This is a genomic window from Nocardioides fonticola, from assembly GCF_039536805.1.
GTDB lineage: Bacteria > Actinomycetota > Actinomycetes > Propionibacteriales > Nocardioidaceae > Nocardioides > Nocardioides fonticola.
Window position 1 is genome coordinate 67,461 of sequence record NZ_BAAAZH010000001.1, and the last position, 20,602, is coordinate 88,062.

Annotated in this window: 21 protein-coding genes; 4 read left to right on the forward strand and 17 right to left on the reverse strand. The window is 72.5% G+C overall.

Translation table 11 applies throughout. From position 1 onward, the window contains the following. Positions 1–7 precede the first annotated feature (7 nt). Genes ABD671_RS00315 through ABD671_RS00335 form a run of 5 tightly spaced genes read right to left on the reverse strand, consistent with a single transcriptional unit; the run spans position 8 to position 4,710 of the window. Positions 8–1,186 (reverse strand): lipid-transfer protein, encoded by a 1,179-nt coding sequence (locus ABD671_RS00315; RefSeq protein ID WP_344731183.1) that lies wholly within the window; start codon positions 1,184–1,186, stop codon positions 8–10. Continuing rightward, positions 1,183–1,572: a MaoC family dehydratase gene (locus tag ABD671_RS00320; RefSeq protein ID WP_344731184.1), complete on the reverse strand. Its 390-nt coding sequence runs from the start codon at positions 1,570–1,572 to the stop codon at positions 1,183–1,185. Before ABD671_RS00320 ends, ABD671_RS00315 begins: the two co-directional genes overlap by 4 nt. Continuing rightward, a complete protein-coding gene (locus ABD671_RS00325; RefSeq protein WP_344731185.1) occupies positions 1,572–1,964 on the reverse strand; it encodes a Zn-ribbon domain-containing OB-fold protein in 393 nt (130 codons plus the stop codon). Before ABD671_RS00325 ends, ABD671_RS00320 begins: the two co-directional genes overlap by 1 nt. Further along, on the reverse strand, positions 1,964–2,509 hold the full coding sequence (locus tag ABD671_RS00330; RefSeq protein ID WP_344731186.1) for an FAS1-like dehydratase domain-containing protein: 546 nt from the start codon (positions 2,507–2,509) through the stop codon (positions 1,964–1,966). Before ABD671_RS00330 ends, ABD671_RS00325 begins: the two co-directional genes overlap by 1 nt. Then, positions 2,506–4,710 (reverse strand): acyl-CoA dehydrogenase family protein, encoded by a 2,205-nt coding sequence (locus ABD671_RS00335; RefSeq protein WP_344731187.1) that lies wholly within the window; start codon positions 4,708–4,710, stop codon positions 2,506–2,508. The genes ABD671_RS00330 and ABD671_RS00335 overlap by 4 nt, the downstream gene beginning before the upstream one ends. 86 nt (positions 4,711–4,796) lie before the next feature. Here ABD671_RS00335 and ABD671_RS00340 point away from each other — a divergent pair, with 86 nt between their 5' ends. After that, positions 4,797–5,675: an alpha/beta fold hydrolase gene (locus ABD671_RS00340; protein ID WP_344731188.1), complete on the forward strand. Its 879-nt coding sequence runs from the start codon at positions 4,797–4,799 to the stop codon at positions 5,673–5,675. Between the two features lie 12 nt (positions 5,676–5,687). On the opposite strand, the gene ABD671_RS00345 is transcribed toward ABD671_RS00340, so the two are convergent. Continuing rightward, the gene (locus ABD671_RS00345) at positions 5,688–7,076 is read right to left on the reverse strand and encodes a WS/DGAT/MGAT family O-acyltransferase (RefSeq protein ID WP_344731189.1); all 1,389 of its coding nucleotides are present in this window, start codon (positions 7,074–7,076) and stop codon (positions 5,688–5,690) included. Positions 7,077–7,169: 93 nt separating this feature from the next. Between ABD671_RS00345 and ABD671_RS00350 the strand changes: the two genes are divergently transcribed. Then, complete coding sequence (locus ABD671_RS00350) at positions 7,170–8,411, forward strand: alpha/beta hydrolase fold domain-containing protein (RefSeq protein ID WP_344731190.1); 1,242 nt, start codon at positions 7,170–7,172, stop codon at positions 8,409–8,411. A gap of 62 nt (positions 8,412–8,473) precedes the next feature. Here ABD671_RS00350 and ABD671_RS00355 read toward each other — a convergent pair whose 3' ends face one another. The 3 genes from ABD671_RS00355 to ABD671_RS00365 form a co-directional block, all read right to left on the reverse strand. Further along, positions 8,474–9,691, reverse strand: a complete 1,218-nt coding sequence (locus ABD671_RS00355; RefSeq protein ID WP_344731191.1) for an MFS transporter — start codon at positions 9,689–9,691, stop codon at positions 8,474–8,476. Positions 9,692–9,769: 78 nt separating this feature from the next. Further along, the gene (locus tag ABD671_RS00360; protein ID WP_344731192.1) at positions 9,770–10,096 is read right to left on the reverse strand and encodes a hypothetical protein; all 327 of its coding nucleotides are present in this window, start codon (positions 10,094–10,096) and stop codon (positions 9,770–9,772) included. A 30-nt stretch (positions 10,097–10,126) separates the two neighbouring features. Then, positions 10,127–12,256 (reverse strand): acyl-CoA dehydrogenase family protein, encoded by a 2,130-nt coding sequence (locus ABD671_RS00365; RefSeq protein ID WP_344731193.1) that lies wholly within the window; start codon positions 12,254–12,256, stop codon positions 10,127–10,129. Between the two features lie 73 nt (positions 12,257–12,329). Here ABD671_RS00365 and ABD671_RS00370 point away from each other — a divergent pair, with 73 nt between their 5' ends. Further along, positions 12,330–12,983: a class I SAM-dependent methyltransferase gene (locus tag ABD671_RS00370; protein ID WP_344731194.1), complete on the forward strand. Its 654-nt coding sequence runs from the start codon at positions 12,330–12,332 to the stop codon at positions 12,981–12,983. Here the strand turns inward: ABD671_RS00370 and ABD671_RS00375 are convergent. Genes ABD671_RS00375 through ABD671_RS00385 form a run of 3 tightly spaced genes read right to left on the reverse strand, consistent with a single transcriptional unit; the run spans position 12,954 to position 16,187 of the window. Further along, complete coding sequence (locus tag ABD671_RS00375) at positions 12,954–14,075, reverse strand: prenyltransferase/squalene oxidase repeat-containing protein (RefSeq protein ID WP_344731195.1); 1,122 nt, start codon at positions 14,073–14,075, stop codon at positions 12,954–12,956. The two genes, ABD671_RS00370 and ABD671_RS00375, sit on opposite strands and share 30 nt — an antisense overlap. Further along, positions 14,068–14,832, reverse strand: coding sequence for a class I SAM-dependent methyltransferase (locus tag ABD671_RS00380; RefSeq protein ID WP_344731196.1), 765 nt, complete (start codon positions 14,830–14,832; stop codon positions 14,068–14,070). Before ABD671_RS00380 ends, ABD671_RS00375 begins: the two co-directional genes overlap by 8 nt. A 53-nt stretch (positions 14,833–14,885) precedes the next feature. Beyond that, positions 14,886–16,187, reverse strand: a complete 1,302-nt coding sequence (locus tag ABD671_RS00385; RefSeq protein WP_344731197.1) for a glycosyltransferase family 4 protein — start codon at positions 16,185–16,187, stop codon at positions 14,886–14,888. Positions 16,188–16,372: 185 nt separating this feature from the next. Between ABD671_RS00385 and ABD671_RS00390 the strand changes: the two genes are divergently transcribed. Further along, entirely contained in the window at positions 16,373–16,984 is a 612-nt protein-coding gene (locus tag ABD671_RS00390; RefSeq protein WP_344731198.1) for a TetR family transcriptional regulator, read from the forward strand. 195 nt (positions 16,985–17,179) lie between these two features. Here the strand turns inward: ABD671_RS00390 and ABD671_RS00395 are convergent, their stop codons facing one another. The 5 genes from ABD671_RS00395 to ABD671_RS00415 are packed head-to-tail and all read right to left on the reverse strand — an operon-like array spanning position 17,180 to position 20,573. Next, entirely contained in the window at positions 17,180–17,677 is a 498-nt protein-coding gene (locus ABD671_RS00395; protein WP_344731199.1) for a pyridoxamine 5'-phosphate oxidase family protein, read from the reverse strand. A gap of 22 nt (positions 17,678–17,699) precedes the next feature. Continuing rightward, positions 17,700–18,467: a glucose 1-dehydrogenase gene (locus ABD671_RS00400; RefSeq protein WP_344731200.1), complete on the reverse strand. Its 768-nt coding sequence runs from the start codon at positions 18,465–18,467 to the stop codon at positions 17,700–17,702. Between the two features lie 13 nt (positions 18,468–18,480). After that, positions 18,481–19,383 (reverse strand): 3-oxoacyl-ACP reductase, encoded by a 903-nt coding sequence (locus ABD671_RS00405; protein ID WP_344731202.1) that lies wholly within the window; start codon positions 19,381–19,383, stop codon positions 18,481–18,483. 4 nt (positions 19,384–19,387) lie between these two features. Then, a complete protein-coding gene (locus ABD671_RS00410) occupies positions 19,388–19,579 on the reverse strand; it encodes a ferredoxin (RefSeq protein ID WP_344731204.1) in 192 nt (63 codons plus the stop codon). A gap of 25 nt (positions 19,580–19,604) precedes the next feature. After that, positions 19,605–20,573 carry an NAD(P)/FAD-dependent oxidoreductase gene (locus tag ABD671_RS00415; protein ID WP_344731205.1) on the reverse strand — a complete coding sequence of 323 codons (969 nt, stop codon included), beginning with the start codon at positions 20,571–20,573 and terminating at the stop codon, positions 19,605–19,607. Positions 20,574–20,602 lie beyond the last annotated feature (29 nt).

Below are 20,602 nucleotides of genomic sequence, written 5' to 3' on the forward strand. Positions count from 1 at the left end.
CCGGCCATCATCGCGACAGGATCAACCCGCTCGTGGGCACCCCGGTACCGGCGGTCACCAGCACGTGCGGGGACGCCGAGAGGTCGACCGGGTTGACCGAGGTGCCGCGGATCTGGCGCACCCCCTCGGCGATGCCGTTCATGCCGTGGATGTAGGCCTCGCCGAGCTGTCCGCCGTGGGTGTTGAGCGGGAGCCGCCCACCGACCTCGATGGCGCCGTCGGCGATGAAGCCCGGCGCCTCGCCACGCCCGCAGAACCCGAGCTCCTCGAGCTGCATGAGCACGTACGGCGTGAAGTGGTCGTAGAGGATCGCCATCGGCATGTCGTCGGGCGTGAGCCCCGACTGCCGCCACAGCTCGCGGCCCACCACTCCCATCTCGGGGATGCCGATGTCGTCGCGGTAGTACGACGTCATGACGAACTGGTCGCGGCCGCTGCCCTGCGCGGCGGCGCTGATGATCGCCGGGGTCTGCGGCAGATCCCGGGCCCGCTCCGCGGAGACGACGACCAGCGCCACGGCGCCGTCGGACTCCTGGCAGCAGTCGAGCAGGTGCAGCGGGTCGACGATCATCCGCGATGCCTGGTGGTCGTCCAGGGTGATCGGCTTGCCGTGGAAGAAGGCGTTCGGGTTGGTGGCCGCGTGCCGGCGGTCGGCGACCGCGACCCGGCCGAAGTCCTCGGAGGTCGCGCCGTACTCGTGCATGTAGCGCCGCGCCTGCATCGCCACCGTGGCCGCCGGGGTGCCGAGGCCGAACGGGTAGGTCCAGGCGTTGTCGAGGCCGTTCGTGTTGACCTGCTGGGCGACCGCGGTCGAGAACTGTCCGAACCGGTTGCCCGAGCGCTCGTTGAAGCCGCGGTAGGCCACGACGACGTCCGCGACGCCGGTGGCCACCGCCATCGCGGCCTGCTGGATCGTGCCGCACGCGGCGCCGCCGCCGTAGTTGATGCGGCTGAAGAACCGCAGCTCCGGGACGCCGAGCTCGCGAGCTACCGCGATCTCCGAGGAGGTGTCCATCGTGAAGGTCACCAGGCCGTCGATGTCGGACGCCGTAAGGCCGGCGTCGGCGAGCGCGTGCTGCACCGCCTCGACCGAGAGCTGGAGCTCGGAGCGACCCGACTCCTTGGAGAACTCGGTCTGCCCGATGCCGACGATGGCCGCGGCCCCTGCGAGCGTGCGCGCCGTCATCGCGCGACCCGCACGGTGCCGATGACGTGCGCCCCGAGCGAGACCGCACCGGTCACCTTGAGCACGACCTCGTCGTCGCCGACCTCGCTGACCTCGCCGGTGAAGGTGAGGGTGTCGTAGGGGTAGGCGGGCGCGCCGAGACGGATCGCGATGCCGCGGATCTCGACGTCGTGGCCGAGGGTGTCCTCGACGTAACGCTGGCACAGCGCGGTCGAGGTCAGGATGTTCATGAAGATGTCCTTCGACCCGGCCGCCTGGGCGATGTCGCGGTCGTGGTGGACGTCCTGGAAGTCGCGGGTCGCGATCGCCGTGGAGACGATGATCGTCGGCGTCAGCGGCAGCTCCCATGCGGGCAGGGTCGTGCCGACCTCGAGGGTGGTCGCCATCAGTCGGCCTTTCGCCAGATCGGGAGGGACAGCTCGTCGTCGACGGGCGCGAAGTCGACCTGCACGCGCAGGCCGATCGCCAGCTCGCTCTCGGGCAGGTCGACGATCTCGCCGACCATGCGCAGCCCCTCGTCGAGGTCGATGACGGCGAGCAGGATCGGCAGTTCCTTGCCGGGCACCGGCGGGTGCCGGTGGATCACGTAGGAGTACACCGTGCCGAGCCCGGAGGCGACGACGTGCCCGCGGTCGAGAGCACCGCAGTCGGGGCAGGCCGGGCCGGGCGGGTGCCGCAGCGCCTGGCAGGCGTTGCAGCGCTGGAGGCGCAGCTCGCCGGCCAGGGTGCCGTCCCAGAAGTAGGCGTTGTCGCGGTTGACCATGGGGCGTACGGCCATCAGGACGCCGCCTCCCGCGAGCGGGGCACGAACTTCAGCACCCGGAAGAGCATCGTGGCCACGACCTCGGCGGTGCCGTCCGCGTGGTCGACGTACCAGGTGTTGCGCGAGGTGACGAAGTAGCCGACCCCCATGCCGGTGGCCTTGGGGCCGACGACCGACTCCAGGGCGGTGGTGACCCGCACCCGCTCCCCCACCTTCAGGGTGCGGCGGTACTCCTGCTCGCAGTTGGTGCCCAGGACGGCGGTGAAGCCGGCGTCGGTGAGGGCGCGCATCATGCCGTGCAGCGGGTCGTCGGCCGGTGGCTTGCCGCCGAGCCCGTACATCGTCCACACCTGCGCCATCGCGGGCGGCGCCTCGCCGTCCTTCCACCGCGGGTTGGAGATCCCCATCGCCTCCAGCCAGTTGTTGATGGTCGGCTGGTTGACCTCGTCGCGGGCGTAGCGCTCCGCGCCCTCACCGAGCGCCTTGATGCGCTCGGCCTCGGCCATCACCTGCTCGTGGACGGCGGGATCGACGAGGTCGGCCGCGACCTCGGCCGTCATCGCGGCACCCGCGGCAGGCTCATCCCGAACATCGCGATGAGCTCGCGCTGCACCTCGTTGACGCCACCACCGAAGGTGAGCACGAGGTTCCGCTTGGCCTGGGCGTCGAGGTACTCCAGCAGCGCCGCGGTCTCGGCGTCCGCGGGGTCGCCGTGCCGGTGGATGACGGCGATCAGCTCGGCCAGCAGGCGCTGCACCTGGTCGGAGGCGAACACCTTGGACGCCGAGGCGTCGGCGACGTCGGGGTCGCCGGCGGCGGCCGCACGGGCGACCTCCCAGTTGAGCAGTTCGTTGACCCGGAAGACCGTGGTGACGCGACCCAGCACCTCGCGCACGTCCTCGGCGTCCTGGACGCCGGCGGCACGCGCCCAGTCGGCGACCCGGTCGCGCAGACCCTCGATGCGGCCCGCGGGCCCGAGCATCACGCGCTCGTGGTTGAGCTGCGTGGTCAGCAGCTTCCAGCCCTCGTTCTCCTTGCCGACCAGCATGTCGACCGGCACCCGCACGTCGTTGAAGTAGGTGGCGTTGACGTGGTGCGAGCCGTCGGCGGTGATGATCGGCGTGTGGCTGTAGCCCGGATCCGACGTGTCGACGATGAGGATCGAGATGCCCTTGTGCTTGGGCGCATCGGGGTCGGTGCGCACCGCGAGCCACAGGTAGTCGGCCTGGTGGCCGCCGGTGGTCCACAGCTTCTGGCCGTTGACGATGTAGTGGTCGCCGTCGCGGCGCGCGCTGGTGCGCAGCGAGGCGAGGTCGGTGCCGGCGTCGGGCTCGGAGTAGCCGATCGCGAAGTGGACGTCGCCGGAGAGGATCCGGCCGAGGAACATCTCCTTCTGCTTCTCCGTGCCGTAGCGGATGAGGGTGGGGCCGACGGTCTGCAGGGTGACGGCGGGCAGGTGCACGTCGGCGAACTGCGCCTCGTTGGCGAAGAGGGTCTGCTCGATCTCGCCGAGCCCGCGGCCGCCGTACTCGGTGGGCCAGCCGATGCCCATCCAGCCGTCCTCGCCCATCTGCTTGACGATGCGCTGGTAGGTGGGGCCGTGCCGGTCGAGCGCCATGTCGCGGTGCTCGTTCTCCGAGGCGAGGCCGTGGAAGTAGGCGCGCACCTCCTCCTTGAGCGCCCGCTGGGCGGCGGTCAGCTCGAGGTTCTTGGCCGCCGGGCTCTCCATCGGCACGTCGGCCGGGCGGACGCCGAGGTCGTGGACGATGTCGTTCATCCACGAGAAGTAGTGGTGCAGCGGGTAGGTGGTGTCGACGCCCATGCCGCCGTGCAGGTGGTGGCAGGTGCGCACGGACGTCGGGCCCTGGTCGCAGATCCACGCGGCGGCGACCGCGAGGTCGTCGGCGGCCGGCAGCCCGGTCGCCACCCGCCACACGGCGTTCTGGGCGGCGAGATCGACGGTGCGCGAGGCGATGTAGACGTCGGCGATCTGCATGGCGACGGCCTGGAACTCCGCGAGCGCGCGGCCGAACTGGCGGCGTCCCTTGATGTAGTCGGCCGTCAGGTCGCGGGCACCGGCGAGCACACCGGCGGCCAGCGCGCACAGACCGGCCACGGCGTGCGAGACCAACGTGGCGGCCGCACCGTCGCCGAGCAGGTCGGCCGGCGCGGCGTCCAGGACGACGGTGTGGGCGCCGAGGCGGCTGGAGGTGGGCGAGGCGAGGAGCTCGACGCCGGGGCCCTGCGGGTCGACGAGGACGACGACGGGCCGGTCGCCGTCGAGCGCCGTGACGAGGAGCCGGTCGGCGCGGTCGGCGAGGGTGACCGCGATCTTGCGACCGGTGACGGTGCCGTCGGTGTAGGTGGTCGTGGGCACGGCGGTGTAGGGCCGGCCTGCCTCCCGCAGCGCGGGGGTCAGCAGGGTCTCGCCGGTGGCGACGCCGGGCAGCCACTCCTTGCGCTGGGCGTCGGTGCCGTGCGCGGCCAGGGTCGGGACGCCGCAGGCGAGCGTCTCCCACACCGGCAGGTGCAGCGCGCGGGCGCCGAGCTCGCGCAGCACGACGGCGGTCTCGACCAGGCCGAGCCCGTCGCCGCCGAACTCCTCCGGCACCGGGAGCGAGAGCAGACCCGCGGAGGCGAGGGCGGCCCAGTCGGGGTCGCGCTCGAGCGCCTCGCCGACGACGGCGGCGACCGCCTGCACGGACTCCGCCCAGAGCTCGGGGTCGTAGCCGTCGATGGGGTCAGGGGTCGTGGTGTCCACGCGCACCTCCGGGGTCGGGGATCGAGCGATAAAACTGTAACGTGTTCTACCGCAGGATCCAGGCGTGGTCGAGAGGAAGTCGCACCGTGGTCGTCTCCGCAGCCATCGCGCACACGGCGGGCCTGCTCGTCGACCTGCCCGACGCCGTCGTCCCCGCCGGCCGGATGGTCGAGCTGCCCGGCCGCGGCAGCACCTTCGTCACCGACTCCCCCGGCCCCGGGCCGGACGCGCCGACCGTCGTCCTGCTGCACGCACTGGCCTGCACCGGCCTGCTCACCTGGTTCCCCGTCATCGAGCCGCTGCGGGCCCACGCACGCGTGATCACCCTCGACCAGCGCTGGCACGGCCGCGGCATCCGCAGCGCCGAGTTCCGCCTCGAGGACTGCGCGGACGACGTCGCCGCCCTGCTCGACGTGCTCGGCATCGAGGACGCCGTGGTGGCCGGCTACTCGATGGGCTCGATCATCGCCCAGCGGGTCTGGCGCCAGCATCCCGATCGCGTGCGCGGGCTCGTGCTGGCGGCGAGCACCGACCGGTTCCAGCTGACCCCCTACGAGCGGCTGTTCTTCGGCGCCCTGACCACCGCCTCCGCGGCGAGCCGGCTGTTGCCGCTCGGCACGCCGTCCCCCCAGACCGAGACGTCTCCCGCTGCCGACGGGAGCCTGGAGGCCTGGGCGCTCGCGCAGTTCCGGCAGACCACGCCGGCGGGGGTCACGCGCGCGCTGACCGCCCTGGGGCGCCACCACTCCCGCCCGTGGCTGCCCGAGATCGACGTGCCGACCTCGGTGGTGGTGATGACCCGCGACAAGGTCATCCCGACCTCGCGCCAGGTGCACCTCATCACCCGCATCCCCGGCGCGGAGCCCTACGTCGTCGCGGCCGGGCACGCCGGGTGCGTGCTGGACGCCGCCCGGTTCACACCGGTGTTCCTGCGCGCGACCGCCGACACGATCGCGCGCGGCTGACGCCGAGACGCCTCAGACGCCGGCGGCCGCGGCCAGGGACTCCAGCTCGGCCGGGAAGTGCGCCACCAGCGCTGCGACGTCGGGCACGGTCTCGCGACAGGCCAGGGCGCCGACGTGCAGGCGGCCGGCGTTCGACATGACCGTGATGTTGAGACCGGCGCCGTGGAAGACCGGGCCGAGCGGGTAGAGCCCGTCCACGCGCGCGCCGAGCAGGTAGAGCGGCACCGGCGGGCCCGGGACGTTGGAGATGACGAGGTTGTGCACCACCGGGTGCCGCTCGGCCAGGCGCAGCCCGGCGTAGGCGCGCACCGCGAGTCCGAAGGTGCGAGGGGCAGCGAACTCGGCCCAATCCTGGAGCGAGTCGGCCGGAATGGCCTGGGCGTGGTCCTTGGCGTTGCGGTTGCGGTCGGCCATCCCGGCGAGCCGCTCGAGCGGATCCGCCACGTCGGTGCCGAGACGGGTGAACAGCGCGGAGACCTTGTTCGAGCCGCCCGCGCGCCGCGAAGTCTCGCGCACCGACATCGGCACGGTGGCCAGCAGCGACTCCTCCGGCAGCGCGTCGTGCTCGTCCAGATAGGAGCGCAGCGCCCCGCCCGCGATCGTGAGGACGACGTCGTTGACCGTCGAGCCGGTCGCCGACTTCACCGCGCGCACGCGGTCGAGATCGAGGTCGACGGTGCACAGCGCACGGTGGCCGGTGATCGTGCCGTTGAACGGCGTGCGCGGCGCCGTCAGCGGGGCGGCCATCGCGGTGCCGCTGCGCGCGCGGCCGATCGTCGTCCCGATCGCGGACGCCGAGGGGCTGAGCAGTCGGGCCACCTTCACCGGCCGCTTGAGCGTGCTGCCGACGCCCCGCACGAGCAGCTCGGTCGCGCCGGCGTCGCGGCCGTGGTCGCCCAGATCGCCGAGCTTCAGCGGCTCGTCGGTCGGGCTCAGGCTGCACAGGTGGGAGATGAGATTGGCGCCGGAGACGCCGTCCACGGTCGCATGGTGCATCTTCATGAACACCGCGATGCGGTCGCCGTACCCCTCGATCACCCACATCTCCCACAGGGGCCGTGCACGGTCGAGCAGCAGCCCGGCGAGGTGGCCGGCGAGGCTCATCAGCTCGGCATGACCGCCGGGCGTCGGCAGGGCGAGGCGATGCACGTGCCGCTCGATGTCGAAGGAGTCGTCGCGCACCCAGATCGGGTGGTCGAGGCCGAGCGGCACCCGGCGCAGCTTGCGGGTGAAGGCCGGGACGTCGCGCACGTGGCGTTCGATGTCGGCCTGGAGGCGGTCGAAGGAGTACGGCTCGGGCATGGTCGCCGGGTCGAGCACGATGAGGCCGCACACGTGCATGAGCTGCGCGGGGGTCTCGAGGTAGAGGAAGCTGGCGTCGAGGCCGGACAGGCGTTCCATGGGGGCACTCCGGGGACGGACGGGAGAAACGAGAACCTGTTCTACTGCATGGACGGCGCCCGCGCATCTGAGAGGGGTGACTAGTCTCCGACCATGGGTTTCCTCCGCCGCCAGGTCGTGACCGCCGCCCTCACCGCCAACGCGATCCGGCCCGTCCCGGGCTTCCGTGCGGGCATCCCGGCGTTCTTCGCAGGCTGGCTCACCGGCGAGCTCGCTCCGCAGGTGCTGGCGGCCACGGCGGCCGACGTCGCCGTCCACCTGCGGCACCCCTCGCGCCTCACCGGCCGCGAGCGTGCCGGGCTGGCGCTGGCCGGTGCCAGCGCCGTCGGTCTGGCTCACCTGATCCGCCAGGCGCGCGCCTCCCAGCAGGTCGCCGAGGACGCCCTCGTCGAGGGTCTCGGGTACGACTACCGCGAGCAGCTCGACGCCCTGCCGACGCCGGCCGAGCTCGCCACCCCCTGGCGCGACCTGGTCTACCCGTTCCGCGTGCGCAAGGACGGCGTCCGCGTGGCCCGCAACGTCGCCTACGACCCCGAGCACGGCAAGCGCGGCCTGCTCGACGTCTACTTCCCCGCGGGCGAGCCCGTGCACGACGCCCCCGTGCTGCTGCAGGTGCACGGCGGCGGCTGGACGATCGGCGACAAGGACCAGCAGGGCATCCCGCTCATGCACCACCTCGCTGCCAAGGGCTGGGTGTGCGTGGCGATCAACTACCGGCTCAGCCCGCGCGACCCGTTCCCGGCGCACATCGTCGACGTGAAGCGGGCGATCGCCTGGATCAAGGAGAACATCGCCGACTACGGGGGCGACCCCGACTACCTCGCCATCACCGGCGGCTCGGCCGGCGGCCACCTCTGCGCGCTGGCGGCACTCACCCCGAACGACCCGGCCTGGCAGCCGGGCTTCGAGGACGCCGACACCTCGGTGCGGGTCGCCGTCCCGCACTACGGCGTCTACGACTTCGCCGGAGCGACCGGCCTGAAGTCAGCCCGCCAGATGCGCGACGGGTTCCTGGGTCCCCGCATCCTGAAGAAGCGGTACGCCGACGACCCCGACGCCTTCGAGGCGGCCTCGCCGATCCTGCGCATCACGGCAGACGCCCCGGACTTCTTCGTGCTCCACGGCGAGCGCGACACCCTCGTCAGCGTCGACCAGGCCCGCCAGTTCGTCGCCGAGCTGCGCCGCAGCTCGAAGCGGTCGGTCGTCTACGCCGAGCTGCCGGGCACCCAGCACGCCTTCGACGTCTTCCCCTCGATCCGCTCCGCCCACATGGTGCGCGCGATCGACCGGTACCTGCACTGGCACTGGAACTCCTGGCGGCGCGCCCGGGTCTGATCCCGCAGTCCAGGCCCGCAGTCCAGGCCCACAATCCAGGCCCGGAGCTGGGAGACCGGCGCTCAGACCGCGGCCGGCGCGCTGGTCGGCGTCGAGCGCGGCAGCAGGAGGGCGAACGCGAGACCGGGCAGCGACCAGGCGGCGAGCACCCCGAGCGCGAGCTGCGGATGGTCGATGGCGACCTGCACAGTGAGCACCACGACGACGGCGCCGACGTTGCCGGCCAGCAGCAGGAAGGCTGTAGCGCGGCCGGCCCGGGCCGGACCGACGTGCACCTCCGCCCACTCCAATACGACGGGCAGCGTGCCGAGCAGCAGGAAGCCGAGCCCGGCGAGCAGGACGCCGCCGATCACCACGCCGTGGGCCACGATCAGCACCAGCGCGACCGCCGCGAGGGCAGCCGTCGCCACCAGGCAGTGGGTACGGCGGGCGTCGCGCTCGCCGACGAAGCCGGGCAGCACCGCGGCGCCGACGACGCCCGCGAGCGTCATGACGGCGATGAGGTTGCCCGCGGCGCCGGGGTGCCCGAAGTCGGTCATGAGCGAGTCGAGCCAGGTGGCGAGCGCGTTGTAGCTGCCGAAGCCCACGAACAGCAGCGCGGCCATCCGCCACATCACGGGGTCGCGCCGCAGCCAGGCCATCGACCGGTCGGTGTCGGCCGGCGGCTCGGCGAGCGGCGGCACCCGCAGCGAGAGCAGCACGGCCACCGCGGCGACGACGCTGAAGGCGGCGTTGGCGATCAGCACCGCCCGCAGCCCACCGGCGTCGTAGAGCGGCGCACCGGTCAGCACCGCGACGAGGATGCCGAGGAACTGGGCGCCGCTGGCGATCCCGATCGCCGTGGTCTGATGCTCGGGCCCGACGTGCCGGGCGGCGATCTTGGTCGTCGCCGTGAGCACGAGCGGTTGGCCGACCGACATGATCACCTGGCCGGCCATCACGACCGCGAAGGACGTCGGGTCGAGCGCGCGCACGACGGCTCCGAGCGCGGTGAAGAGGGCACCTGCGGCCAGCGTCGCTCGATAGTCGCGGTCGAGCCAGCGCCCGGCCGGGATCGCGAGCACCACGAACATGAGGGCGTTGACGACCGCCAGGTCGCCGACCGCCCCCTGCGAGACGCCGAGGTCGCGGGCGCTCTCGGGGGTGATGGCGGCGAAGGTCAGCCACAGCAACTGGGTGCTCATCGCCAGCAGCGCATAGGCGCCGATGACCCCCACACCGGAGCGCGCGCGTCCGGCTGCTCCAACTGCCGGATCAGGGCGAGGGACTCCACCGGCCATGTGTCCTCCTGTGCGGGCGTGCGAACGGGGCCGTCACCATGCTGGCGGTCCCAGGGCCCTCGAGGACGGGAATCAGGGTCAGTCGACGTCGCACTGGCCGTTCGCCGCCGACGGCGGGATCGGCCGGATCGAGAGGATCGGCGGCAGGCCGCCGCCCGACGCGGGACGCCACCGCACCTCGACGCAGTCGCCCTCGGCGACGGTCGTCAGCTGCGCCTTCGGCGCATCGAAGCACGCCTGCGGTTCGCCCGGACGATCGATGCAGGGCGGGTCGACGGTCGCCAGCCGCCCGTAGGCGGTGGTGTCGCTCGCCTGCCGCTCGCAGCCGCCGAACAGCGCGGTCGCACCCGCGAGGATCAGCGCGGAGACCGCGGCCCGACGTCGTCCCTGCTCCAGCGCCATCACGCGCCCAGCATGCCAGGAACGCCGAAGCGCTCAGCCACGCGGCAGTCCGAGGATCCGCTCGCCCGCGATGTTGCGCAGGATCTGCGTGGTGCCGCCGGCGATGGAGAGGCACCGGGTGTTGAGCATCTCCCACACGTCGGCGGCCATCTGCTCGGCCTCGGTACGCGGCGCACCGCCGGTGTGGTCCTTGCTCGGGGTCAGGACGGCGAGGTGGTCGCCGTGCAGGGTGACGACGAGCTCGGAGCCCTCCTGGCGGTTGCGGACGCCGAGCAGCTTGGCGACGCTCGACTCCGCGCCCGGCCCCTGGCCGGCGAGCGAGCGCAGCGTGGAGCGCAGGCCCATCAGCGAGCACACGGTCGACAGCGCCACCGAGCGGCCGACCGCCACGGTGCGGGCGACGTCGAGGTCGCCGCGGGCGGCGATCTCGACCGCACGCTCGGTGCTGGTGGCCAGCCGCGTGGTGGCCATCGCGACCCGCTCGTTGGCGAGCGTGGTGCGCGCCAGCTTCCAGCCGTCGCCCTCGCCGGCCACCACGAACTCGTCGGGCACGAAGACGTCGTCGAGGAAGACCTCGTTGAACAGCGCCTCGCCGGTCATCTCGCGCAGGGGGCGCACGTCGATGCCCTCGCTGCGCATGTCGACGAGGAAGTAGGTGATGCCCTGGTGCGCCGGCACGTCGGGGTTCGTGCGCGCCAGGCAGATGCCCCAGTCGGCGCGCTCGGCCACGGAGGTCCACACCTTCTGGCCGGTCAGCCGCCAGCCGCCGTCGACCCGCTCGGCGCGGGTGCGCAGCGAGGCGAGGTCGGAGCCCGAGCCGGGCTCGGAGAACAGCTGGCACCACACCAGCTCGCCGAGCAGCGAGGGGCGCACGAACCGCTCGCGCTGGGCATCGGTGCCGTGCTCGAGGATGGTGGGCACCGCCCAGCCGGCGATGACCAGGTCGGGGCGGACGACGCCCGCACGCGCGAACTCCTCGTCGATGACGAGCTGGGTGACGGCGTCGGCCGCCCGGCCGTACGGGGTGGGCCAGTGCGGCATCAGCAGGCCGGTGGCCACCAGCGCGGCCCGGCGCTCGGCCTCGGGCAGCGCGGCGATCGTGTCGACCTCGGCGGCGATGGCCGGGCGGACGGCGTCGTCGCGACCCTCGAGGTCGACGCTGAGCTGGCGTCGCACCCCGTCGACGGCCCGGCCGGTCAGACGCAGGGCGGCGTCGTCCGAGCCGCCGGCCAGGGCGCGCAGCACCTGCGCGCGGCGGTAGTAGAGCTGCGCGTCGTGCTCGAAGGTGAACCCGATGCCGCCGAACACCTGGATGCACGACTTCGCGACCTCGGCCGCGCCGTCGAAGCAGGTGACGGCCGCGACGTCGGCCGCGAAGGCCCACTGCTCCTCCCCCGCCGTGACCGCCGCGGCGACGTCCCACGCGGCCGCGGTGACGGCCTCGGCGGTCTCGAGCATCTGGGCGCAGAGGTGCTTGATGGCCTGGAAGGAGCCGATCTTGCGGCCGAACTGCTCACGCACCTTCGCGTAGTCGACTGCGGTCTCCAGGCACCAGCGCGCGATGCCGCTGGCCTCGGCGGCGGCGAGGGTCACCGCCGCGCGCTGCACGACCGCGGCGTCGACACCCGGCACGGTCACCGCACCGGTCAGGGCCGCCACCGCGACGCCGTCGGGCAGCAGGGCGTGGCGGCGGGTCAGGTCGAGGCCGAGGGTCGGCTCCAGCGCGACGGCGTCCGCGGGCACGAGCACGTGGCCCTCGACGCCGGCCAGCAGCAGGTGCGAGGCGCCGACGGCGTCCCACACCGGACCACCCGGGCGCACCTGGACGCCGACCGCGCCGCCCTCGGCGATCACCTCGCCGACGAGCGCGGGGGCGACCAGGCCGGCGACGACCGTGGAGAGCAGCCCGCCGGGCAGCAGCTCGTGGGCGCAGGCCTCCAGCGCGACGGCGAGGTCGAGCACGGACCCGCCGGCGCCGCCGGCCTCCTCGGCCAGGCCGATGGCGGTCACGCCCATCTCCCCGACCGCGCGCCACACCTCGGTGAAGGCGGCCGCCGGGTCGTGCTCGGCGGCGCGGGCGGCGTCGATGCCGCGCACGCTGGCCACCCACTTGCGCAGGCTGGCACCGAGCTCGACGTGCTCCTCGGAGATGCCGATCGACATGGACGACCTCGCTCGTGACTCGCGGAAAACTAGAACGTGTTACAGAAGCGAGCCCACTCTATAGTCTCCCGGCGTGACTGACGACTGGCTCGCCCATGCCCTGGCCGCGAAGGGGTTCATGCCCGAGGACGAGGGCGAGCTGCTGCACCGCGTCGCCCTCGAACGGCTCCCCCACGGCCCGGCGCTCGAGGTGGGCACCTACTGCGGCAAGTCCGCGATCTACCTCGGCGCCGCCGCCCGCCTCGTCGGCGGCCCGCGGGCGGTCGTCTTCACCGTCGACCACCACCGCGGCTCGGAGGAGAACCAGGCCGGGTGGGAGCACCACGACGCCACGCTGGTCGACCCCGAGTTCGGGCAGATGGACACCCTGCCGACCTTCCGGCGCACCTTGAAGCGTGCCGACCTCGAGCCCTACGTCGTCGCGGTGATCGGCCAGTCGACCACCGTGAGCGCGCACTGGCGCACCCCGCTCTCGATGCTCTTCATCGACGGCGGCCACGCCGAGGAGCACGCCCAGAACGACTACACCGGTTGGGCGCCGTGGGTGATGCCCGGCGGGTTGCTCGTCATCCACGACGTCTTCCCCGACCCCGCGGACGGCGGCCAGCCGCCGTACCACGTCTTCCTGCGCGCCCTGGAGGGCGGCAGCTTCACCGAGGTCGAGGCGCTCGGCTCGATGCGGGTGCTGCGGCGGACCTCAGGCACGGCCGGGGACCCGGTCGGCTGAGGCCTCCGAGGGGCAGCCGCACTCGAGCGCGAGCTCGGCGAAGTGCGGCGCCAGCGAGGTGCCGCGCATGATGCCCGAGCCCGGGGTGCTGCCGCCGGCGACCTCGCCGAGGGCGTCGACGGCGAGGATCACCGCCGCGGCCGTGTAGGTGGTGTGCTCGTGCGGCCAGTACACGTCGCTCGGCTCGTCGGTGCGGCCGGTGTCGTAGACCCAGCCGGTCCAGTAGCGGCCGTCGTCCTCGCGCAGGTGCTGCATGTCGCGCACCAGCGCGATCGCGCGGCGGTGGTCGCCGATCGCGTCGAGGGCCATCGCCAGCTCGCAGGTCTCCGCGCCCGTGACCCACGGGTTGGTGTCGACGCAGTGGATGCCCAGCCCTGGGACGACGAAGTCGTCCCAGCGGCCCGCGAGCCGCTCGAAGGCGGCGTCCCCGCGCAGCGGTCCGCCGAGCACCGGGTAGTACCAGTCCATCGAGTAGGTGGACTTGTCGGCGAAGAGGTCCTGGTGCTCGCGCACGGCGTGGCCGAGGCGGCCGCCGGCGAGCTCCCACTCCGGCTGCGGCTCGTCGAGCAGCTCCGCCAGCGCCACGCCCGCCCGCAGCGAGTGGTAGATGCTGGAACTGCCGGTGAGCAGGCAGAAGTCGTCGACCGGGGTCCAGGCGATGCCGCCGAAGGGCTGCTGGAGCGAGACGACGAAGTCGAGGCCCGCGCGCACCGCCGGCCAGTGGGCGCGCACGAAGTCGAGGTCGCGCCGCAGCAGCCAGTGGTGCCACAGGCCCACGGCGAAGTAGGCCGACATGTTCGACTCGCCGCGGTCGTCCTCGACGGTGTTCGCGACGATCTTCATCGGCCACGAGCCGTCGTCGCGCTGCATCGTCAGCACCCAGGCGTAGGCGCGCTCGGCGGCCTCCACCTGACCGCCGACGAGCATCGCCATCGCGGCCTCGACGTGGTTCCAGATGTCGACGTGCTCGCCGGTGGTCCACGGCACGGCACCGCAAGGCTCCTGCATGGCCGCGATCGCCCGGGCGGTGTCGGCGACCTGCTCGGCGGTCAGGACGCCGTCGAGGAACGGCAGGCGCGTCACCTCACGCACCGGCGACCCCGGCCGTCTCGGGCTTGCGGAAGTAGAGCACCATGCTCTTGCCGATCATCGGGTCGAGCACCTTGCCGGCCAGCTGGAGCACCTTCGGCTGCTTCATGATCTCCCAGACCAGGAGCCGGTGGTACGCCTTGGCCAGCGGGTGGCCGTCGTTCTCGACGCCGACCGCGCACTTGATCCACCAGTAGGGCGCGTGCAGGCCGTGGGCGTAGTCCTTGCCCTCGAAGATCATCGCGGTGCCGGGCGTGCCGTCGTTGAAGCGGCCGGCCTTGGTGACCTTGTCGATGAGCTCGTGGTCGGTGTAGATGCGGATGTGGCCGCCCTCGGCGTTGTGGTAATCGGCCGACAGCTTCCAGTTGATGACCTCCGGCAGCCAGCGCGGCACCGAGATCGCCAGCGTGCCGCCCGGACGCAGCACGCGCACGAGCTCCTTGATGGCGGTGACGTCGTCGTGGATGTGCTCGAGCACCTCGGCGGCCACGATGCGGTCGAACTCGCCGTCGGCGAAGGGCAGCGAGAGCGCGTCGCCCTGCTTGATGTCGGCCTCGGCGCCGACCGGCGCCTCGCCGGCCTCCTTCATCGCCACGAAGAGCTCGCGCACACCGGCGAGCTCGTCGGCGTCCATGTCGAAGGCGATGACGTCGCCGCCGCGGCGGTACATCTCGAACGCGTGACGGCCGGCGCCGCAGCCCATGTCGAGGACGCGGTCGCCGGGGCGCAGCCCGAGGCGGTCGAAGTCGACGGTCAGCATGTGTTCCTCCTGCGTGGCGGTCCGGCGGGGGTCGTGCGGGGGGCGGGTGCGGGTCAGGCGCGGCCGGTGTGGCGGGGCAGACGCCGCGCCTGGCGCTTGGTGGCCGTGGGCATCGGGCCCTGCTCGTGCCACTCCTCGACGACCTCGGCGTAGGCCTGGGCGACGGTGGCGGCCACGGCGCGCCAGCTGAACAGCTCCTCGACGCGACGGCGTCCGGCCTCGCCCATGCGGGCCCGGCGCTCGGGGTCGTCGAGCAGGGCGGCGATCGCGGCCTCGAGCTCGCCGACGTCGCCGGCGGTGACCAGGTCGGCGGCGAGGCCGTCGGGGCCGGTGACCTCCGGGATCGCGCCGGCCCGCGAGGCGATGAGCGGCGTCGCGCAGGCCATCAGCTCAGCGGTCGGCAGCGAGAAGCCCTCGTAGAAGGACGGCACGCACGCCAGCTCGGCCGAGCCCATGAGCTCGACGAGCTCGTCCTGGCTCACCCCGTGCACGAAGCGCACGGAGTCGGTGATCGCGAGCTTGTCGATGAGCCGCTCGGTGCGTCCGCCAGGCTTGGGCTTGGTGACGAGGATCAGCTCCACGTCGCGCTCGGTGCGCAGCTTCGCGAAGGCCTCGAGCAGCGTGGCGATGCCCTTCATCGGAGCGTCGGCGCTGGCCATCGCCATGATGCGGCCCGGCACGCGCGGCCGGTCGGCCGGCGGCGGCACGAAGGCGTCGTCCACCCCGAGCAGGATGGTCTGCATGCGGGCGGGGTCGACCCCGAAGTCGGTGGTGATGTCGCGGCGGCTGGTCTCCGACGGCGTCATGATGCGGCGGGCGGCGCGAGCCACCCGCGCCTGCATGCGCAGGAAGCCGTACCAGCGGCTGAGGGTGAACTTGCGCCACGGGTTGCGGGTGGCGGCGATGTCGATGCGCCGGTCGAAGCTGATCGGGTGGTGCAGCGTGGTGATGAGCGGCATGAACTGCTCGATCTCGAGCATGCCGTAGCCGAGCACCTGGTTGTCGTGGGCGATGTCGAACTCGTCGCGGCGCTCACGCAGCAGCTTCGCGACGCGCGTGGAGAAGGTCTTCGGCTCGGGGAAGCCGGCCGCGCACATGGTCGCGAACTCCTCGACGTCGACGCGGTCGCGGAACTCCTTCAGCTTCGGCACCCGGAACGGGTCGGGCTCGCGGTAGAGGTCGAGGCTCTCGACCTTCGTCAGCGTCACGCCCTCGTCGAGCTCGGGGTAGGGCTGCCCGGAGAACACCTCGACCGAGTGGCCGAGGGCCACCAGCTCCCGGCTCAGGTGCCGGATGTAGATGCCCTGGCCGCCGCAGTGGGGCTTGGAGCGGTAGGAGAGCAGGGCGATCCGCATACGCTGTCGGGCCTCCGGGGTCGGGTGGGTCGGGCTGGGCACGTCCGCACAGGCACCGCGCGAAGTGGAACGCGTTCCTATTATGGACCACTGTCCAGTAGCCTAGACGCGCAATCACCGAGGTCGGCCACCGGAGTCCGCACCACGACACGCCAGGCCCACCTGTGGGCGAGGACGGAGTCCCCTTGAGCACCGCGAACTCTCTGACGGCCGACGAGCTCGGGTCCACCGCGCAGCGCGAACGGCGCAAGCGGATCCTCGACGCCACCATCGCGCTGGCCTCCGAGGGCGGCTTCGACGCCGTCCAGATGCGCGCCGTCGCCGAGCAGGCCGACGTCGCCCTGGGCACCCTCTACCGCTACTTCCCCTCCAAGATCCACCTGCTGGTCTCGGCGCTGGGTCGGGAGTTCGAGAAGGCCGACGCCGGCATGCGCGGCAAGCCGATCCCCGGCGACACCGCCGCCGAGCGGGTCATCAACATCCTCAAGCTGCTCAGCCGCGGCCTCCAGGGCGACCCGCATCTCACCGAGGCGCTGACGCGGGCGTTCATGTTCGCCGACTCCTCCGCCGCCACCGAGATCCACCGCGTCGGCATGTCGATGACGAGCATGCTCAGCCACGCCATCCACCCCGACATGGCCGAGGGCGCCGAGCTCAGCGAGGACGACGTCGCCATCACCAAGGTCATCGGCGACGTGTGGCTCTCCGCCCTCGTCGGCTGGGTGACCGGCCGCTCCTCGGCCGCCGACACCGCGAACCAGATCGAGGTCGCGGTCAAGCTGCTGCTGCGGGACTGAGGGCCGGGGCGGGGCGGGGCGGGGCGGGACAGCGCCGGGCCGGGGTGCAGACTCGCCTGACCAGTGGGACCCGTGGTGCATCTGTGACCCGGCGCGGCCGATTGGTCAGCTGAGTCTGTCGGTTCGGGTACCAAGACTTGCCTGACCAATGGCAGGAGTCACCGGGCGCCCGGTGACTCAGACGTCCGGCCCCGCCTACTCCACGAACGCCGCCGTCGACCCGCCCAGCTCCATGGCGGGCAGGCCGAGCTTGCGGTGGTCCCAGCTGCGGATGCGGGACGGCGTCAGCTTGATCGCGGCGCGGTTCTTGGCCATGAACTCCACGAAGGGGCGCATCTCCTCGGAGTAGGGCCCGTTGTAGCGCTCGAAGATCGCGACGCACACGTCCCAGACGACGTCGGCGTCGTCGATGACCTCGGCCTCGCCCTCGATCGCGACACCGCGCAGCTGGTCGTAGGTGTGCCCGGCCTCGACGAGGAAGGAGCAGCGCGGGTCGCGGCGCACGTTGAGGGTCTTCTGGGCCTTGGTCTTGGTCTCGAACCAGATGGCGCCGTCGAGGACGGCGTACCACATGCCGACGAGGTGGATCTGCCCCTGCGGTCCGACGGTGCCGAAGGTCGAGGAGCGCTGCTGGTGCAGGAACTCCCAGACCTCCTCGTCGGACATCACGACCTGGCCGCGCTGGTTCGCCATGCTCCGATCCTCCCCTGCCCGCTCAGCCGCCGAAGGCGTGGGTGGCGGTGACGCCGCCGTCGACCGCCAGCTCGGCGCCGTTCATGTAGCCCGACTCGTCGCTGGCGAGGAAGACGTAGACCGGCGCGATGTCGGACGGCGTGCCGACGCGGCGCATCGGCACCTTCGAGGCGCCGAACTCCATCGCGGCGTCGCCGCCGTGCACGCGGGTCATCGGGGTGTCGATCATGCCGGGGTGCACGGAGTTGACCCGGATGCCGCGGCCGCCGAGCTCCATCGCCGCGCACTTGGTCATGCCGCGGATCGCCCACTTGGTGGCGGCGTACGCCGTGCAGCCGGCCATGCCGGCCAGGCCCTCGACGGAGGAGGCGTTGATGATCGAGCCGCCGCCGGCGCGCTTCATGCTCGGGACTACGGCCCGCATGCCGAGGAAGGTGCCCATCTGGTTGATGCGCCACATCAGCTCGACGTCGGCGAGGTCGCCCTTGACGATGTCGCCGAAGCGCAGGACGCCGGCGTTGTTGGCCAGCACCGTGATGGGGCCGAACCGCTCCTCGGTGTCGGCCACGAGCGTCGTCCAGGAGCCCTCGTCGCTGACGTCGTGGTGGGCGAAGTGCGCGGACTCCCCCAGCTCGTCGGCCAACGCCTGGCCCTGCTCCTTGGCGACGTCGGCGACGACGACCCGCGCGCCCTCGGCGACGAAGGCGCGGGCGATCTCGGCGCCCTGGCCCATCGCGGCGCCGGTGACGATCGCGACCTTGCCGGCCAGCCGGCCCGTGCTGCTGCTCATCGATCCAGGGTCCTCACACGCTCAGCTTCATGATGGAGTCGGCCGCGAAGCCGTGGGAGAGCTCGCGGCCCTCGAAGAACCCGCCGAGCTGCTTGTCGAGGTCGTCGGGGGTCCAGACGGTGCCCGAGGCGTCGAAGCGCTGCTCGACGACGGGCGCGGCGACGAGCGCGACCATCCCGCCGTAGACCACGAAGACCTGGCCGGTGATGCCCTCGGCGGCCGGCGAGGCCAGGTAGGCCACCAGGGGTGCCACGTGCTCGGGCGAGTAGGGGTCGACCTCCTGGCCGGAGGTGTCCTCGCCGAAGACCTGGGCGGTCATGGCGGTGCGGGCACGCGGGCAGATCGCGTTGGCGCGGACGCCGATGCGCTCGAGGCCGCGGGCGGTCGAGAGGGTCAGCGCGGCGATGCCGGCCTTCGCGGCGGCGTAGTTGGCCTGGCCCGGCGAGCCGCCGAGGAACGCCTCGGAGGCGGTGTTGATGACGCGCCCGTACACCGGGCCGTCGGTGGCCTTCGACTGCTCGCGCCAGTAGGACGCCGCGTTGCGGGAGAGCAGGAAGTGCCCGCGCAGGTGCACGCGGATGACGGCGTCCCACTCCTCGTCGGACATGTTGAAGAGCATGCGGTCGCGCGTCATGCCGGCGTTGTTGACGACGATGTCGAGCGAGCCGAGCCCGAGGGCGGCGGCCACCATCGCGTCGGCGGTGCTGCGCTCGCTGACGTCGCCCTCGACGACGACGGCCTCGCCGCCGCGCGAACGGATCTCCTCGGCGGCGTCGTCGGCCGCACCCGGCAGGTCGTTGAGGACGACGCGGGCGCCGGCGTCGGCGAGCGCGAGGGCCTCGGCGCGGCCGAGGCCGGCACCGGCTCCGGTGACGATCGCGACGCGACCGTCGAGGGAGGTGGGGCTGTCGACCACGGTCTCAGTCCTCCAGCGTGATCGCGGCGCGCGGGCAGGCCGCCACGGCGCGCTTGACCGACTCGATGTTCTCCGGCGTGGTCTCCTCCGCCTTGACGACCAGGTAGTCGTCGTCGTCGAGCTCGAAGACCTCGGGGGCCATCGCCTCGCACAGGGCGTTGGACTCGCACAGGTCGAAGTCGACCTTGATCCGCATGGGTGTCCTCCTCGGGGACGGGGGGTCAGGAACCTTCGCTGGAGTGGCCGGGGAACACCTTCGCGGTCGGGTCGATCGCGACGGTGGCGTTGTTGACGGCGGTGGCGGCCTCGCCGAAGCCGACGGCGATGAGGCGCACCTTGCCGGGGTACTCGGTGATGTCGCCGGCGGCGAAGACGCGGGAGAGATTGGTGCGCATCGTGGTGTCGACGACGATGTGGCGCTTCTCGACCTCGATGCCCCACTGCTGGATCGGGCCGAGGTCGGCGATGAAGCCGAGCGCGGCGACGACCGCCTGGCACGGGTGGGTGGTGGTCTCGCCGTCGACGGTGATGTCGACCGACTCGACGTGCTCGCCGCCGTTGAGGGCCGTGACCTCGGCCTTGGTGATGATGCGAGCGCGCGAGGCCTTGACCTCCTCGACGGTGCGCTCGTGGGCGCGGAACGCGTCGCGGCGGTGCACGAGGGTGACCGAGGCGGCGACCGGCTCGAGGTGCAGCGCCCAGTCGAAGGCGCTGTCGCCACCGCCCACGATGACGACGTCCTTGCCGGCGTACGGCGCGAAGCTCGGGACGAAGAACTCCAGGCCGCGGCCGAGCCACCCCTCGCCGGCCGGGAGCGGCCGGGGACTGAACTTGCCGATGCCGGCGGTGATGATGACGGCGCCCGCGCGGATCTCGGTGCCGTCGTCGAGGGTCACGGTGACGCCGTCGGCGTCCTCGACGAGGTCGCGCGCGGTGCGGTCGAGGAAGTAGTCGGGCTTCGCGGTGGCCGCCTGCGCGACGAGGCCCTCGACGAGGTCGCGGCCCTTGACCGACGGGAAGCCGGCGACGTCGAGGATCTGCTTCTCGGGGTACATCGCGGTGATCTGCCCGCCGAGCTCGGGCAGGGAGTCGACGAGGGCGACGCGGTGTCCGCGGAAGCCCGCGTAGTAGGCGGCGTAGAGACCCGTGGGGCCGGCGCCGATGATGAGGACGTCCGTGGTGGTGGTCACGGCGGGATCCTCTCGACGCGGATGGACGA